Source organism: Alistipes sp. AF48-12 (assembly GCF_003477565.1).
Classification (GTDB): domain Bacteria; phylum Bacteroidota; class Bacteroidia; order Bacteroidales; family Rikenellaceae; genus Alistipes_A; species Alistipes_A hominis.
Genome location: NZ_QUDJ01000007.1, coordinates 1 through 14,277, shown reverse-complemented (window position 1 = coordinate 14,277; position 14,277 = coordinate 1). Strand labels below are relative to the sequence as shown.

Genomic DNA, 14,277 nt, shown 5'->3' with positions numbered 1-14,277 from the left:
GTTTTATGAAAGGTATTGTGTTGGCGGGGGGCAGCGGTACCCGGCTCTACCCGATTACCAAGGGGGTGTCCAAACAGTTGCTTCCGATCTATGACAAGCCGATGATCTACTATCCCATATCGGTGCTGATGCTGGCCGGTATCCGGGATATCCTGATTATTTCGACGCCCGAAGACCTGCCGATGTTCCGGCGGCTGCTCGGCGACGGTTCGGATTACGGCGTGCGTTTCGCGTATGCCGAACAACCTTCTCCGGACGGATTGGCACAGGCGTTCCTAATTGGCGAGGAGTTTATCGGCGGGGACGACGTTTGTCTCGTGCTGGGCGATAACATATTTTACGGACAGAGTTTTACGAAGATGCTCGGCGAGGCGGTCGCACAGGCCGGAGAGCAGGGGAATGCGACCGTATTCGGTTATTATGTCAACGATCCGGAGCGGTACGGCGTTGCCGAGTTCGACGCCGCGGGCAACGTGCTTTCGATCGAGGAAAAGCCTGTGCAGCCGAAATCCAATTATGCGGTAGTCGGACTCTATTTTTATCCGAACCGGGTGGTCGAGGTCGCCCGGACGATCAAACCGTCGGCGCGCGGAGAACTGGAGATTACGACGGTCAACCAGCGGTTCCTACAAGAAAAAGCGCTGAAGGTGCAGTTGCTGGGTCGAGGATTCGCCTGGCTGGATACCGGGACGCACGATTCGCTCAGCGAAGCGTCGAATTTCATCGAAGTGATCGAGAAACGACAGGGGTTGAAAGTAGCCTGTCTCGAAGAGATCGCTTTTAACAAGGGATGGATCACGCGGGAAAAGCTCCGGGAATTGGCAAAGCCGATGTTGAAAAATGGATACGGCCGATATCTGTCCGGGCTGTTGTAGTCCGGTTTGTCGAAGACGGTATGAATTTAAATATGAAAGAACGGATATGCATGTTATAGAAACCGATTTACAGGGCGTCGTGATTCTCGAACCGCAAATCTTCGGGGATCACCGGGGCTATTTTTTCGAAAGTTTTTCGCAGCGGGAGTTTGCCGAAAAGGTGTGCGAGACGGTGTTCGTGCAGGACAACGAATCGAAATCGAGCTATGGAGTATTACGCGGACTGCATTATCAACTGCCGCCCCACGCACAGAGCAAGCTGGTACGGGTGATCCGCGGAACGGTGATCGACGTGGCAGTCGATATCCGCAGGGAATCGCCTACGTTCGGTCGGCATGTGGCGGTGGAACTAACCGGCGAAAACCATCGCCAGCTTTTTATTCCGAGGGGATTCGCGCACGGATTCGTCGTATTGAGCGACGAAGCGCTGTTCCAGTATAAGTGCGATAATTTCTACGCGCCGCAATGCGAGGGAGCGATCGCTTACGACGATCCGGCTTTGGGAATCGATTGGCGGCTGCCGGCGTCGGATATCGTCGTTTCTGAGAAAGACCGGCATCATCCGCTGCTGCGCGATGCCGTATTGTTTAATGGCGTATTGTATTAAGCTATGAATATATTGGTTACCGGCGGAAATGGACAGCTGGGTTGTTCGCTGCGGAAAGTTGCCGGAATGTACCCGCAGCACCGGTTCGTATTTACCGATGTCCCGGAGGCGGATATCACGGATCGGGCGTGTATCGCAGCTCTGGCGGAGAAACATGCGATCGACCTGATCGTCAACTGTGCGGCCTATACGGCGGTGGATAGGGCCGAAAGCGATGCCGAAACGGCGGCGAAAATCAACGTGCAGGGCTCGGAAGTGCTGGCCGGCGTCGCCCGGGAGCGCGGGATCGGTCTGATCCATATTTCGACCGATTACGTGTTCGACGGGGAGAGTTGTCATCCGCTGAAGGAAGACCGTCCGACCGCGCCGCAGGGCGTTTACGGCCGCACGAAACTGGCCGGAGAGCAGGCGATCGAAGCGAGCGGGTGCAATGCCTGCGTGATTCGTACCGCATGGCTTTACTCGGAGTACGGGAATAATTTCGTTAAGACGATGCTGAGGCTGGGCCGCGAACGCGATGAGCTGAACGTGGTGTACGACCAGGTCGGAACGCCGACTTATGCGACCGATCTGGCGCATGCGATCCTGCGGCTTGCCGAACGCGGCGTATCCGGTTTCGAAGTGTACCATTTCAGCGACGAGGGGGCGATCTCGTGGTACGATTTTGCGAAAGCGGTATTTGCGCTGGCGGGGATCGATATCCGCGTCGGAGCGATCGAGACGGCGGCTTATCCGACTCCGGCCCGTCGTCCGGCTTACAGCGTGCTTGCAAAAGATAAAATCAGGGAGGCCGGCGTCCGTGTTCCCTACTGGCTGGATTCGCTGCGGGAATGCATGGCGATCCTGTCCGTCCCGACCGAAAAATAAAGACAAAAAGCGATGAAAAAGAACATTCTGATTACCGGAGGAGCCGGGTTTATCGGCTCGCATGTCGTCCGGCTGTTTGTAAATAAATATCCCGATTACCGAATCGTCAACCTCGACAAACTAACCTATGCGGGCAATCTGGAAAACCTGCGGGATGTCGAAAATGCGCCGAATTATACGTTCGTAAAAGAAGATATTTGCCGCTATGAAAAGATGCAAGAGATCTTCCGGACGTATTCGATCGACGGGGTGATCCATCTGGCGGCCGAGAGCCATGTGGACCGCAGTATCAAGGATCCGTTCACCTTTGCGAAAACCAACGTGCTGGGGACGCTTTCGCTGCTTCAGGCCGCGCGTGAGTATTGGGACGGCGATTATGACGGCCGGCGTTTTTACCACGTTTCGACCGACGAAGTTTACGGCGCGCTGGGATTCGACGGGACGCTGTTCACCGAAACGACCAAGTACGACCCGCACAGTCCCTATTCGGCTTCGAAGGCGGGCAGCGATCATTTCGTGCGGGCGTTTCACGATACTTACGGACTGCCTACCGTGATTACCAACTGTTCGAACAACTATGGGCCTTATCAGTTTCCCGAGAAACTGATCCCGCTGTTTATCAATAATATTCGTCACGACAAGCCGCTGCCCGTCTACGGCAGGGGCGAGAACGTGCGGGACTGGCTCTATGTGGAAGATCACGCGCGGGCGATCGACGCGGTTTACCATCGGGGCCGAATCGCCGAAACCTACAACATCGGCGGTTTCAACGAATGGAAAAACATTGACTTGATCCGGGTGGTCATCCGGACGGTCGATCGTTTGCTGGGGCGTCCGGAGGGAGCGGGCGAAAAGCTGATCGCTTACGTGACCGATCGGGCGGGGCACGATCTGCGCTATGCCATTGATTCGACGAAGCTGAAAAACGAACTGGGGTGGGAACCGAGCCTGCAGTTCGAGGAAGGTATCGAAAAAACCGTGCGCTGGTACTTGGACAATCAGGCGTGGCTCGACAGCGTGACCAGCGGCGAGTACGAAAAGTATTACGAGAAGATGTACGGGCGGCGGTAAGCCTGGGCGATGTATTTTGTCCGGGGCGGTTGAATTGAGTTGATAACCGATCGTTTAAACGTTCAGCATATGTTGGTGGATGATATTGCATTGACGCTGTATCCCGGGGTGGGATCCAGGACGGCGATCCATCTGATCGCCTGTTTCGGTTCGGCGGAACGGCTATTCGCCGCGACTGCCGATGAAATCGTCGAACGGGCCGAACTGAGACCCGACCTGGCGCAGCGAATCAGCCGCCGGGAGTATCACGAACGGGCTGCGAAAGAGGTCGATTCGATCCGTCGCAACGGGATCCGGGCTATCGATTCGTTGTCGCCCGACTACCCGCAGCGGCTTCGGGAGTGTTCTGATTATCCGCATGTGCTCTATGTCAGCGGGGATATCGATCTGAACCGGGGACGTTGGCTCACGGTCGTCGGCACGCGCGATTGCACGGTGTACGGGGCCGGCGTATGCGAACGGATTATCCGCGAAGTGGCCGGCCTGTGTCCCGATACCGTGGTGGTGAGCGGATTGGCTTTCGGGATCGACATTGCGGCGCACAGGGCTGCCATGCAGGCCGGACTCGCTACGGTCGGGGTCGTCGCGCATCCGCTGGATCGCATCTATCCGAGAGAACATACGCGGGATGCCCGCCGCATGGTGCACGAAGGCGGCGCCGTGGTGACCGAGTTTTGCAGCGGGTATAAGACCGAACGCTCTTCGTTCATTTGCCGGAACCGGATTATCGCCGGCCTGAGCGACGGGACGTTGGTCGTCGAATCGCACCGTCGCGGCGGCTCGCTGGTGACCGCGGGGATGGCCGACGGTTATCACCGGATCGTTATGGCCGTTCCGGGGCGCGTCTCCGACTCGTCGTCGGACGGAACGAACGGCCTGATCAAGAGCCTGAAAGCCCAGATGGTATGCTGCGGACAGGATGTGGTCGAGGCGCTGAACTGGCAGCCTGCCGATCCGGTTGAACCGGTGCGGAAACCGGCGAGGCAATCGCCGATCGATATACTTGCCGGTTCGCCGGAAGAAGCGGTATTGCAGTTGATCGGCACCGACGTTCCCGTATCGTCGGAGGAATTGAGCCTGCGCAGCGGGATTGCGCCGCAGGAATTGTCGCCGCTGCTGTTGGAACTCGAATTTTCAGGATTGATCCGCTCGTTGCGGGGTAGTTTTTACGTCAGATGTTGATCGATACGCATAGCCATATGTACGACGTCGCTTTCGACGACGACCGGGACGAAGCGATCGCGCGCGCGCAGGCCGCCGGAGTGGGGAAGATGCTATTGCCCGCCGTCGACCGCGAGTCCTACGATGCGATGTTCGCCCTGTCGAGGCGTTATCCGGCGTATTGCCGCCCGATGATGGGGCTGCACCCGACTTCTGTGAATGGCAATCCGGACTACCGGGCCGATCTCGACCGCGTGGCGGAGTACTTGCAGGCGCCTCCCGCGGGGATTCGTTTCTGCGGTGTCGGCGAGATCGGACTCGATTTCTACTGGAGCCGCGATTTCCGGGAACAGCAGATGCAGGCGTTGCGCTTCCAAATCGAACTGGCGCTGGCTTACGACCTGCCGGTCGCCATCCATACGCGGGATGCCTGGGACGAGATGTGCGGATTGCTGGAGAATTTCGGCGGACGGGGTTTGCGCGGGGTGATGCACAGTTTTTGCGGAACGGCCGAACATTACCGGCGGATTCGGGCGGTCGGGACGTTCTGTTTCGGGATCGGCGGTCCGGTCACGTATAAAAAATCGGCCGTGGCCGAAGTGCTGCCGGCCATGCGGCTCGACGAGCTGCTTCTCGAAACCGATTCTCCATACCTGCCTCCGGTGCCGTACCGCGGCAAACGGAATGAAAGCGGTTACCTGCCGCTGATCTGCGAACGGATCGCCGCGATTTACGGTATTTCGCCGGACGAAGTGGCGGAGACGACCGCCCGGAGCGTCCGGAAGATATTCGGCGACGCGTTCTTCTGACGTTTTCCACTCCCGGAGCGGGCCGGTAAACGTTACGACGGAATATCTTTTGCGATAAAATGCCGTCCGGTTTTAATAATTCAGGATTTTTTCGTACATTGCCGCGCTTTTTGAGCCGAACACTACTTCGACCCCGGCTCGGAAGTTTCAGTAAAAGTTTTTAGGAGAAGTGTCCGAGCGGTCGAAGGAGCACGCCTGGAAAGTGTGTATACCTCAAAAGGGTATCGCGGGTTCGAATCCCGCCTTCTCCGCTGAACTTCCGGACAAATCCGGATAGAATTCAGACAAAAGCCTATAAATCTAAGATTTATAGGCTTTTTTGTTGCCACTGAATCGACATTCCAAGACATCAAAAAGACAACGACTGACAAAAAATCGTTACCAAATCGTTACCTTTTTTTCAAGGGACAAAAAAGGTAACGATTTGTCCGAAAATGACTGTGTAAAGTCCACATTTTACGAAGTTTATCTATCTCCAAGTTTAGGGATATTCCCTATTCTTAATTGAACTAAACAACGTGAGATATGAAAAGCACATTTTCAATTCTGTTCTACCTGAAAAAAGGATCGGAAAGAAAAGACGGACGGGCATGATCATGGCTCGCATCACCATCGATGGTAAAGTTGCCCAGTTTAGTACCAAGCAGAGTGTCTTGCCTGCAAACTGGAATGTGGAGGTCGGAAAAGTCAAAGGTAAAGATGCGGGTAAAATAAACGCACTGCTGGATGACGTCCGGTCTTCGTTGAATAAAATCTACCACGATCAACAGCGGGACAATTACTACGTCACCACTGAAACGGTGAAGAATGAGTTTTTGGGACACCGTATCAAGCAGGAAACGGTATTGGCCCTATTCAAAGAGCATAATGAAAACAGCAGGAAACAGATAGGAATCTCAATAACGAGACCGACTTACTTGAAATACGAGGTCACCCGGCGACACCTGACAAATTTCATTCTCAGTGAATACAACCTCTCGGACATGCCCCTGCGAGATATAAATCATAAGTTTATTGCCGGTTTTGAGTCGTTTTTGCGGACGGAATGTAAATGTTGCCACAACACAACCGTAAAGTTTCTCCAGTTTTTCAGGCGCATAATCATCATAGCCGGGAAAACGGAAAATTGCAAACGAATCCTTTTGCAGAATATAAAGTACGCTTAGAAGAAGTTGATAGGGACTATTTGACAGAGTACGAAATCGCTCTGATCTTAAAGAAGCCAATGGTAACAAAAAGACTGGAACATGTACGGGATTTGTTTATATTCTCGTGCTTCACCGGTTTGGCTTACATCGACGTGATGAACTTGAAAGCAGAAAATATCCGGAAAAACTTTGATGGCAAACTTTGGATAATGACTAAACGAATAAAAACCAATGTAAAAGTCAATGTGCCATTGATGGACATACCTAAGATGATTCTCGACAAATATGCAGGTCAACTACCACAGGGCAAATTGCTGCCGGTAATCAGTAACCAGAAAATGAACGCTTACCTGAAAGAGATCGGGGATGTTTGCGGTATCAATAAGAACCTGACTTTCCACCTTGCCCGGCACACTTTCGCCACGATGATGCTGACGCTCGGTGCAGACCTCTACACGACATCGAAGCTGCTCGGTCATGCCGATGTGAAGATGACGCAGGTCTATGCCAAAATCATCAATCAGAAAAAGGACGATGCAGTCAATCTGGTGAACGGATTGTTCGACTGATCCCCCGATAAATTTCCGGGTCTGTCGGTAAAGTTCCGGAAGCCGGAATTATCCACCTTGCGGGCTCGGATTTCAAGTTTAGTTTAGTTGGGCGTATATAAGAAGAAAAACTAAAATAAACCGTTTTGGGCCGAAATGAGGGAAAAAGAAAATCAGGGCGGATTGTGTTGTCCTTTCCCTCCTATCCGTTGCCTTCGTAAAGCTTTGTTCGGGACTTCGTGCCGATACTTTTCCGCTGCAATATCCGGCAGCTCTCCGGCATCGTCGGCGGTTTTGCGGAACACAAAACCTATACTTGCTTCCTGGACGCGTTCAAGCGTCGGCGAGTTACTGACATTCTTTCTCCGAAGTGGATCACATCCCTAATTCCCGCTTCAACCACACTGCCATTACGGGATCGGGAATGACCGCCTGACGCTTTTCGATCTCGATAAGTTCTTTCTTGACCAACGCCCGTTTTACGATGCTGACATTGGCCGACGAGCCGAGTTGATATTTCTGCAAAATCTCCTGTGTTGTAAATTCACTATGAACCCCGTCTAAAATGGCTCGCAGGAAATTCATCTGATAGGTCGTAAGGCTCTCGGTCTGCTTCTCGAACAGCGGTGTGTTTTGGTCGATAATATCCTGACAGGCCGCCTCGAAATCCTGCTCCGTAGCAATCTTGTCCGTATGAATCCATACCAGCCATGCCAACTGCTGCACATACGAAGAATGATTGTCTACCCTTTGGCAAATCTTTTCGGCCAGTTCTTCCGAGATATGTTTGCCTGTAGCCTCGAAACGTCCGCAGATGTAGTCGATCCAATCCGCTGTCCCTATTTTCTGTAAATAAATGGCGTCGCCGAACTTGTAAAACGGCAGACTCTTTTTCTCGAACAGTTCGTTCATCAGATGTTTCTTGCTGCCGAACAGACAATAGGACACAGACTTTTGCAACTGCCATACGGAACGCAGCCGCTTCTGGAATGTCTTGGAATCCTTGAACTCGGCGATCTGTTGGAACTCGTCGATGCAGACGACGATATGATAGCCTTTTTTCTGCGCTATCTTTTCGGGAAGTTGCAGGATTTCGTCGATGTCGCTGCTCTTGGGATTCAGTTCGAGCGATATGGAAAAATCCGTCATCGGGTCCGGCCCCATCGAAATTTTGGGACTGATACGGGAAAGAAACAGTTTGATATTCTCCAGCCATTCGTCCACTTTCGAGGAAGTCTGTTTAAGAATGGCGGACGCAAAGGCATCGTAAAAATCCCGGTCGCTGCGACACGAGAAAATATCGAGATAAACGATCTTCAGTTTGTCGGACTGTGCCAGGCGAGACGCTTTCTGCACCAAAGAGGTCTTACCCCAGCGACGGGGCGAAATCAGCACCGTATTCACGCCATGCCGGAAATTCAACAACAGGCGTTCCGTTTCTTTCTCCCGGTCGGTAAAGTTATCGCCCGAGGTCGCAACCCCGAATATAAAAGGTTTGTTCTCCATAATCTTCAACTTGTTATTCTCTAATTGCAAAGATAGGTAATAATTCTATTACTAACAATAGTATTACTAATAAAGTTATTAGAATATCGGGTCTTGGATCGAAACTCGTGTTTAGCCGCTGTCGTAATACGCCAATTCATATAGTTGAGGTTGGATATTTATCGGCAATTCGCATTATTTCAGGAGTGCGGTTATTTGCCGAAGCTATTTTTGTTCGGGCTTGCCCGATGTCCACTAAATTCCTTTCGGGGTAGCTCAATACCCCGACCGACACTTGTCGTCGGGACGGTTGCCACGTAATCTGCAAGCAGGGTCAAAGGGATTATCCGATGTAAAACGGATTTTGGAGTGGCACAAGATGAATATTTGGGCATGTATATCTTGGCCGAAAAAAAGGGAAGAGAAGGCCGTAAAACGGGCAACTTCTGCTTCGTCCGCACAAATTCTGCTCCCGATCTTTCCTTTCTCTTTCCCGTATTCAATCAATATATAGTCTTTTTTCGTATATTTACCGCGAAAACCAATTAATTAAAGGTGATGCCTATGGCATAAACGGAGAAATATTAAGAGATAAAATATAAAAAGCGTTAGCTTTTATTCTTGCTTTTGAAACTTGGCCGTTTTAATCGCAGACAAGAGTAAAGCGTAAACGCTCACGGAAACGTGGGCTTTACTCGTTTATTTGTCTGCACGGTTGGCCAAGACCTCAAAAGCAAATAAAAGGTACTGTCCCACGTCTTTTTTATATGTGTAACCAAACTCCGCCGGGGGACGGGCGGAACCGATTTACACAAATGAAAAACAGTCTCCCCATCTCTGCTCTATCGGTCGGGGCCGTGCCGACCGGATTCGATCAATACGACATTACCGGCCTCCGCAACGACATGAAAGATTTTCCCGGTTACGAACGGGTTAACGGATGTTCGCGGCTATGTCGGTGAGAAAAATCTTTTTATCGGTCATTTGCCTGTCGTGCTTTCTGTCGGCCCATGCCGGACAGGGAGTCGATTCGGTGCGTATCTACTACCGGGCAGGCTACCGCTACGTGGAACCGGGATTCCGCGATAACCGCGCCGCGCTGGACCGACTGGTACGGTATATCGGCGAGGCACGCTCTGCGGGCCGCCTCGAACGTATCTCCATACGCTCCTACGCCTCCCCGGACGGGGCTAACCGTGCCAACGAACTGCTCTCCGAACGGCGTGCCGATTCGCTCTCTTCATGGATAGTCCGCCACGGCTCCGTTCCCGCCTCCCTGATCGACAGGCAGGCCGCCGGGATAGCGTGGGACGAACTGCGGGCACAGGTGGCCGCATCCGGCATGCCGTACCGCGACGAAGTGCTCGACGTGCTGGACAACACGCCCGTCTGGATCTTCGACGAAAGGAACCGGGTCGTGGGCGGCCGTAAACAACGGCTGATGGACCTGCGCGGCGGCGAGCCTTACCGCTACATGCTGCGGGAGTTCTTCCCCGACCTGCGAAGCAGCGTCGTCGTGACATTATACTTCCGGTCGGAAGAAACACCGGGAAGCACGCAACCGTCAGCGGCCGCTCCGCCCCCTGCCGAAGAACCCGTCCGGGAGCCGGAACCCGGACTGAAACCTGCGGAGAACGACGAGCCGCAACCGGCAACCGTTCCCGATACGGCCGCCGCACCTGAACGTACGGACGAAGCCGGGGAAGCGATCCCGGCAGTTACAGGCAAGGCCAGTCCCGAAGCGAAGGGGTGGACTCCCCGGCTCGCAGTCAAGACCAACGCCGTCGGCTGGGCTATGGCCATAAGTAATGTCGCGGTGGAGATAGACCTCTCGCAAAGGTTGTCGCTCAACATCCCGGTTTACTATTCCGCATGGAACTACTTCAGCGGGACGACCAAGTTCCGCATGCTGGCCGCCCAGCCCGAACTGCGTTATTGGCCCACGCGGGATCGCCGCTTCTTCGCGGGCGTCCACTTCGGCGTCGCCTCGTACAACCTCGCCCTCGGCGGCAAGTGGCGCATACAGGACCACGACGGGACGACCCCGGCTTTGGGCGGAGGCGTAAGCGTCGGCTACCGGATGCCCCTCGGCCGCAGCGACCGCTGGAACGTCGAGTTCTCGCTCGGCGCGGGCGCATACCATCTGCATTACGACAAGTTCCACAACGAACCCGGCGGAGCGTATTCCTCGACCGTCCGCAAGACCTTCTTCGGGGTAGATAACGCCGCCGTGTCGTTCTCCTATACGTTCGACCTGAAAAAGAAAGGAGGCAGGCGATGAAAAGACTACTGTACCTGGCGATATGCCTTCCGCTGGCATGGCTGACCGCCTGCGACGTGCACGAATTTCCGGATGATTTCGGAACACCTTCGACGATGGAGGTCCGGATCATGGCCGACATAAACTTCCTTACCCCTTTTGAGGATGTCCATGAAATTACCCGTGCGGGCGCTGCCGGAACGGAAAACGCCGCAGGGCCTACCCGGTTGGTCGTCGAGGCTTATGCCGACAACCATCCCGGCGGGGAACTGTACCCTTCCGATATATACGGGGCCGAACCTTGCTTGCGGCAGGTGATCCCGTTGGACGAAAGGGCTTTTTGCGACGATCCTGTAGAACTGACGCTCGAACTGGCTTCCCGGGCCTACCTGCTCCTCGCATGGGCCGATTATCAGGATGCCGAAACGGGGGATGAATTGCATTACACGGCCGACAGACTTCACAGCGTATGTTTCTGCGGAACTTATCGCGGTAATGCGGAAACGAAAGACGCCTTCGCCGCCAACAAACGCATAGACCTTTCCCGATACAGAGGACAGCGGAACGCAGTCGTCGAGGAACGAATCACCCTCGACAGGCCCCTCGCCCGCTACGAGATCATCACGCGCGATGTAGCGGAGTTCCGGAGGCAGCGTGCCGCCGAAGCGAGAACGGACGGCGACCTCTCCTCTTACCGGGTCGAAGTCGCCTACAGGGGATACCTGCCGTCCACCTATAACGCGGCTACGGACAATCCCAGCGATGCCGTGCAGGGAGTCGTTTTCAACGCATCGCTGGCCGAAGTGACCGAAACCTCGGCTACGCTCGCCTTCGATTATGTGTTCGTCAACGGTACGGAATCCGCCGTAACGGCCGACATACGCATATACGACGACGGGGGCGAACTCGTCAGCGAAAGCACCGGCATCCGCATTCCCTATAAGCGGAATGTCGTCACGCGGATATACGGGGACTTCCTTACCCGAAGCTACAATTCAGGTGTGGGCATCGACCCGGATTATGACGGAGAATACGATATCTACCTTTAAGTTTCACCTTTTTAATAATTCTAATTCTATGAAAAAGTTCACGTTGTTTTCATTGGTGATGTTATCGGCCGCGTTGGCCTTTACATCGTGCAGCAAAGAGCTTGATCCGGGACAAGTCCGGACGAAGGAGGTAGCCGTTTCGCTCGCTACGCGGCTGCCGTCGGCCCCGCAATCGAGGGCCGTAACCGAACAGGTAGCGGACATAGAGGGATACCACCTGCGGTATATACTCGAAATCTGGACAAGCGGCAATAAGCCCGAACTCTACAAACGGATCGTAAAGGAGGCGGACGCAGACAAGACGACCTCTTTCGACGTCACGCTCCTTTCCGGCCGTACTTTCGATTTTCTCTTGTGGGCCGACTATGCCGAGGACGGCGGCAACGAGGATATGCACTATACGACCGTCAACGGTTTGAAGGAGGTCAGCCGGTCCGAAAAGACCTATATTACCGACGAGCAGCACGACTACAAGCTGGCAGCTACCCGCGATGCTTTTTCGGCGCACAAGCAAGTGACCGCAGATGCACCCATAAACGAAACCATTACCCTGACCCGTGCCGTAGCGCAGCTCAATATCTTTACTACGGACTATGAGCAGGTGGAGGAGAGCTTCAGACCCGTCTACACCGGCCTTACCATAACGACGGCGGCGGATTTCAATGTACTGACCGGGACTTCGTTCGGTTCGGCGACTTCCGATCTCCGCTCGTATGTGGCTGTCAAGACCGAAAAGGAAGGTACTACGCCCGACAAGAACAAGGTGTTCACCGGCTATTATTTCACTTCGTCCGAAGGGAAAAACGTAGTGGATATGGACGTGTATTTCTACCGTGCCGACAATAGCGAAGTCGTTACATATAACATGACCAACATTCCGTTGCAACAGAACTACCGCACCAACGTGACCGGCGCCCTGCTTACTCAAACCGGAACGCTCCATGTCGAGACCGAAGCCGCTTTCGCCGGAGACGACATCGAAACGACCGAGCCGAAAGATACGCCTACCGAAACGGGACTTTATTATTCGCTGGACGGTGAAGCTTGGACGAAATGGGAAACAGCGGATATGCCGGAAGGGACCTATTCTTCGTTCGCGGCGCTCTCCGTAGGAGGAACGAAAGTGACATCGAATCAGCTTACCGCGATAAAGAACCGGAATCTCGAAGTGATCGACTTGGGCAGAGCCGTGTATGAACGTAATTATATGCCCGGTACTCTTTTCGATGCCAACACTTCATTACGGGCATTCGTATTTCCGGAAGGAATCACCTATGTGCCATTCTATTTTTTCCGGGATTGCAGCCATTTGTCAAGCGTCGGTCTGTCCAGTACAATGACAGAAGTTTCGGTCGGCAGCTTCCAGAACTGTACCTCGCTGACCGAAGTCACACTGCCCGAAAGCGTAACCAAATTATCTCAAATGGCTTTTAGGGACTGTGCAAATCTGAAAACGATAAATTTCGACCATATTGCTGAATATGGGAATATGGCATTTGCCGGATGTACTAATCTGGAGTTGGATGTGACTCTCCCCGCAAATATGACCGTAATACCGAGCAATCTATTTTTAAATTGTGCGAATATCCGTTCCGTAACTTTCCCGTCAGGATTGGAAACCATAAATTATAATGCGTTCTACGGTTGTTCGGGCATAACGGAGATCAATCTGCCCGAATCGGTGACCGAAATCCAGTACGGGGCGTTTGCCGGGACATCCATATCCGAGGTCGAACTGCCCGATGGGATAAAGGTACTTTCGGATAGAATGTTCCTAAATTGTAAAAACTTAGTATCGGTAAAATTCGCCGACGATATTACATCCATAGGATCCGAGACTTTCCGTAATACGGCTCTTGAGTCGATTACCATTCCTGGCACGCTATCCGTTGCTACCCAAGCGGCGTTCGCCAATATGCCGAACCTGAAAACCGCCGTTATCGAAGACGGGGAAGCTCCGTTGACATTCGGACTCGGATTCTTTTATCAGGATGAAGCGTTGACATCCGTGACCTTCCCGTCCAATACGGCCGCTTTCAACAATAGTGTGTTGCTCGGATGCTACAATCTGGAAACCATCACCTGCAAAGCTATGAAAGCCCCTGCGGTGAAATTCGAGGATTTCGGAATGATCAATGAAGACCACGGCAGAAACTATCTGGCAGGCTTGAACGTGCCGGACGGACAAAAGAAACTGATCGTACCTACCGGTGCGACCGGGTATGAAGACGATCTTCAGGAAGACGGGACCGAAAACTACTGGAAAACCGTGCTGTTGAATCCCGACAAATGCGGTTACACGATCGAATACCGGGATTTGTAATAACCTTTCGACGAGGAATATCCTCTACATAACATTAGTACACGAAGTAAACCGGGACGCACTATATAAGTGCG

12 protein-coding genes, 1 tRNA gene and 1 pseudogene are annotated in these 14,277 nt (G+C 53.3%); 13 read left to right on the top strand and 1 reads right to left on the bottom strand.

The genetic code is table 11. The features are described from left to right. The first annotated feature begins 5 nt into the window (after positions 1-5). The 8 genes and pseudogenes from rfbA to DW082_RS05595 all read left to right on the top strand — a co-directional run bounded on the left by rfbA (position 6) and on the right by DW082_RS05595 (position 7,107). Positions 6-875 carry a glucose-1-phosphate thymidylyltransferase RfbA gene (rfbA, locus tag DW082_RS05630; protein ID WP_055204867.1) on the top strand — a complete coding sequence of 290 codons (870 nt, stop codon included), beginning with the start codon at positions 6-8 and terminating at the stop codon, positions 873-875. 46 nt (positions 876-921) lie between these two features. Beyond that, entirely contained in the window at positions 922-1,482 is a 561-nt protein-coding gene (rfbC, locus tag DW082_RS05625) for a dTDP-4-dehydrorhamnose 3,5-epimerase (RefSeq protein WP_055204869.1), read from the top strand. A 3-nt stretch (positions 1,483-1,485) separates the two neighbouring features. Beyond that, entirely contained in the window at positions 1,486-2,349 is an 864-nt protein-coding gene (rfbD, locus tag DW082_RS05620; protein WP_101572621.1) for a dTDP-4-dehydrorhamnose reductase, read from the top strand. A 12-nt stretch (positions 2,350-2,361) separates the two neighbouring features. Beyond that, positions 2,362-3,420 carry a dTDP-glucose 4,6-dehydratase gene (gene rfbB / locus DW082_RS05615; protein WP_101572623.1) on the top strand — a complete coding sequence of 353 codons (1,059 nt, stop codon included), beginning with the start codon at positions 2,362-2,364 and terminating at the stop codon, positions 3,418-3,420. 69 nt (positions 3,421-3,489) lie between these two features. Next, a complete protein-coding gene (dprA, locus tag DW082_RS05610; protein WP_101572625.1) occupies positions 3,490-4,602 on the top strand; it encodes a DNA-processing protein DprA in 1,113 nt (370 codons plus the stop codon). Beyond that, complete coding sequence (locus DW082_RS05605) at positions 4,596-5,390, top strand: TatD family hydrolase (RefSeq protein WP_101572627.1); 795 nt, start codon at positions 4,596-4,598, stop codon at positions 5,388-5,390. The genes dprA and DW082_RS05605 overlap by 7 nt, the downstream gene beginning before the upstream one ends. A gap of 163 nt (positions 5,391-5,553) precedes the next feature. Continuing rightward, positions 5,554-5,641 (top strand) — tRNA-Ser (locus DW082_RS05600). 274 nt (positions 5,642-5,915) lie between these two features. After that, positions 5,916-7,107 (top strand): annotated as a pseudogene (locus DW082_RS05595) (site-specific integrase). A gap of 354 nt (positions 7,108-7,461) precedes the next feature. On the opposite strand, the gene DW082_RS05590 reads toward DW082_RS05595, so the two are convergent. Further along, entirely contained in the window at positions 7,462-8,592 is a 1,131-nt protein-coding gene (locus DW082_RS05590) for an ATP-binding protein (protein ID WP_118457768.1), read from the bottom strand. Positions 8,593-8,940: 348 nt separating this feature from the next. Here DW082_RS05590 and DW082_RS14710 point away from each other — a divergent pair, with 348 nt between their 5' ends. The 5 genes from DW082_RS14710 (at position 8,941) to DW082_RS05575 (ending at position 14,203) form a co-directional block, all read left to right on the top strand. Further along, complete coding sequence (locus DW082_RS14710) at positions 8,941-9,120, top strand: hypothetical protein (protein WP_147386973.1); 180 nt, start codon at positions 8,941-8,943, stop codon at positions 9,118-9,120. 266 nt (positions 9,121-9,386) lie between these two features. Further along, positions 9,387-9,533, top strand: a complete 147-nt coding sequence (locus DW082_RS14705; RefSeq protein ID WP_220452645.1) for a hypothetical protein — start codon at positions 9,387-9,389, stop codon at positions 9,531-9,533. Further along, entirely contained in the window at positions 9,524-10,852 is a 1,329-nt protein-coding gene (locus DW082_RS05585) for a DUF3575 domain-containing protein (RefSeq protein WP_182424103.1), read from the top strand. The genes DW082_RS14705 and DW082_RS05585 overlap by 10 nt, the downstream gene beginning before the upstream one ends. Beyond that, positions 10,849-11,880, top strand: coding sequence for a DUF6562 domain-containing protein (locus DW082_RS05580; protein ID WP_118457764.1), 1,032 nt, complete (start codon positions 10,849-10,851; stop codon positions 11,878-11,880). Before DW082_RS05585 ends, DW082_RS05580 begins: the two co-directional genes overlap by 4 nt. A 28-nt stretch (positions 11,881-11,908) precedes the next feature. After that, positions 11,909-14,203: a leucine-rich repeat domain-containing protein gene (locus DW082_RS05575; protein ID WP_182424102.1), complete on the top strand. Its 2,295-nt coding sequence runs from the start codon at positions 11,909-11,911 to the stop codon at positions 14,201-14,203. Positions 14,204-14,277: the final 74 nt, after the last annotated feature.

Bases quoted from the DNA above. Each gene is read 5' to 3' on its own strand.
- rfbC (WP_055204869.1), top strand. From the start codon at position 922: ATGCATGTTATAGAAACCGATTTACAGGGCGTCGTGATTCTCGAACCG.
- DW082_RS05605 (WP_101572627.1), top strand. From the start codon at position 4,596: ATGTTGATCGATACGCATAGCCATATGTACGACGTCGCTTTCGACGAC.
- rfbD (WP_101572621.1), top strand. From the start codon at position 1,486: ATGAATATATTGGTTACCGGCGGAAATGGACAGCTGGGTTGTTCGCTG.
- DW082_RS05580 (WP_118457764.1), top strand. From the start codon at position 10,849: ATGAAAAGACTACTGTACCTGGCGATATGCCTTCCGCTGGCATGGCTG.
- rfbB (WP_101572623.1), top strand. From the start codon at position 2,362: ATGAAAAAGAACATTCTGATTACCGGAGGAGCCGGGTTTATCGGCTCG.
- DW082_RS05585 (WP_182424103.1), top strand. From the start codon at position 9,524: ATGTCGGTGAGAAAAATCTTTTTATCGGTCATTTGCCTGTCGTGCTTT.
- dprA (WP_101572625.1), top strand. From the start codon at position 3,490: ATGTTGGTGGATGATATTGCATTGACGCTGTATCCCGGGGTGGGATCC.
- DW082_RS14705 (WP_220452645.1), top strand. From the start codon at position 9,387: ATGAAAAACAGTCTCCCCATCTCTGCTCTATCGGTCGGGGCCGTGCCG.
- DW082_RS05590 (WP_118457768.1), bottom strand. From the start codon at position 8,592: ATGGAGAACAAACCTTTTATATTCGGGGTTGCGACCTCGGGCGATAAC.
- rfbA (WP_055204867.1), top strand. From the start codon at position 6: ATGAAAGGTATTGTGTTGGCGGGGGGCAGCGGTACCCGGCTCTACCCG.
- DW082_RS05575 (WP_182424102.1), top strand. From the start codon at position 11,909: ATGAAAAAGTTCACGTTGTTTTCATTGGTGATGTTATCGGCCGCGTTG.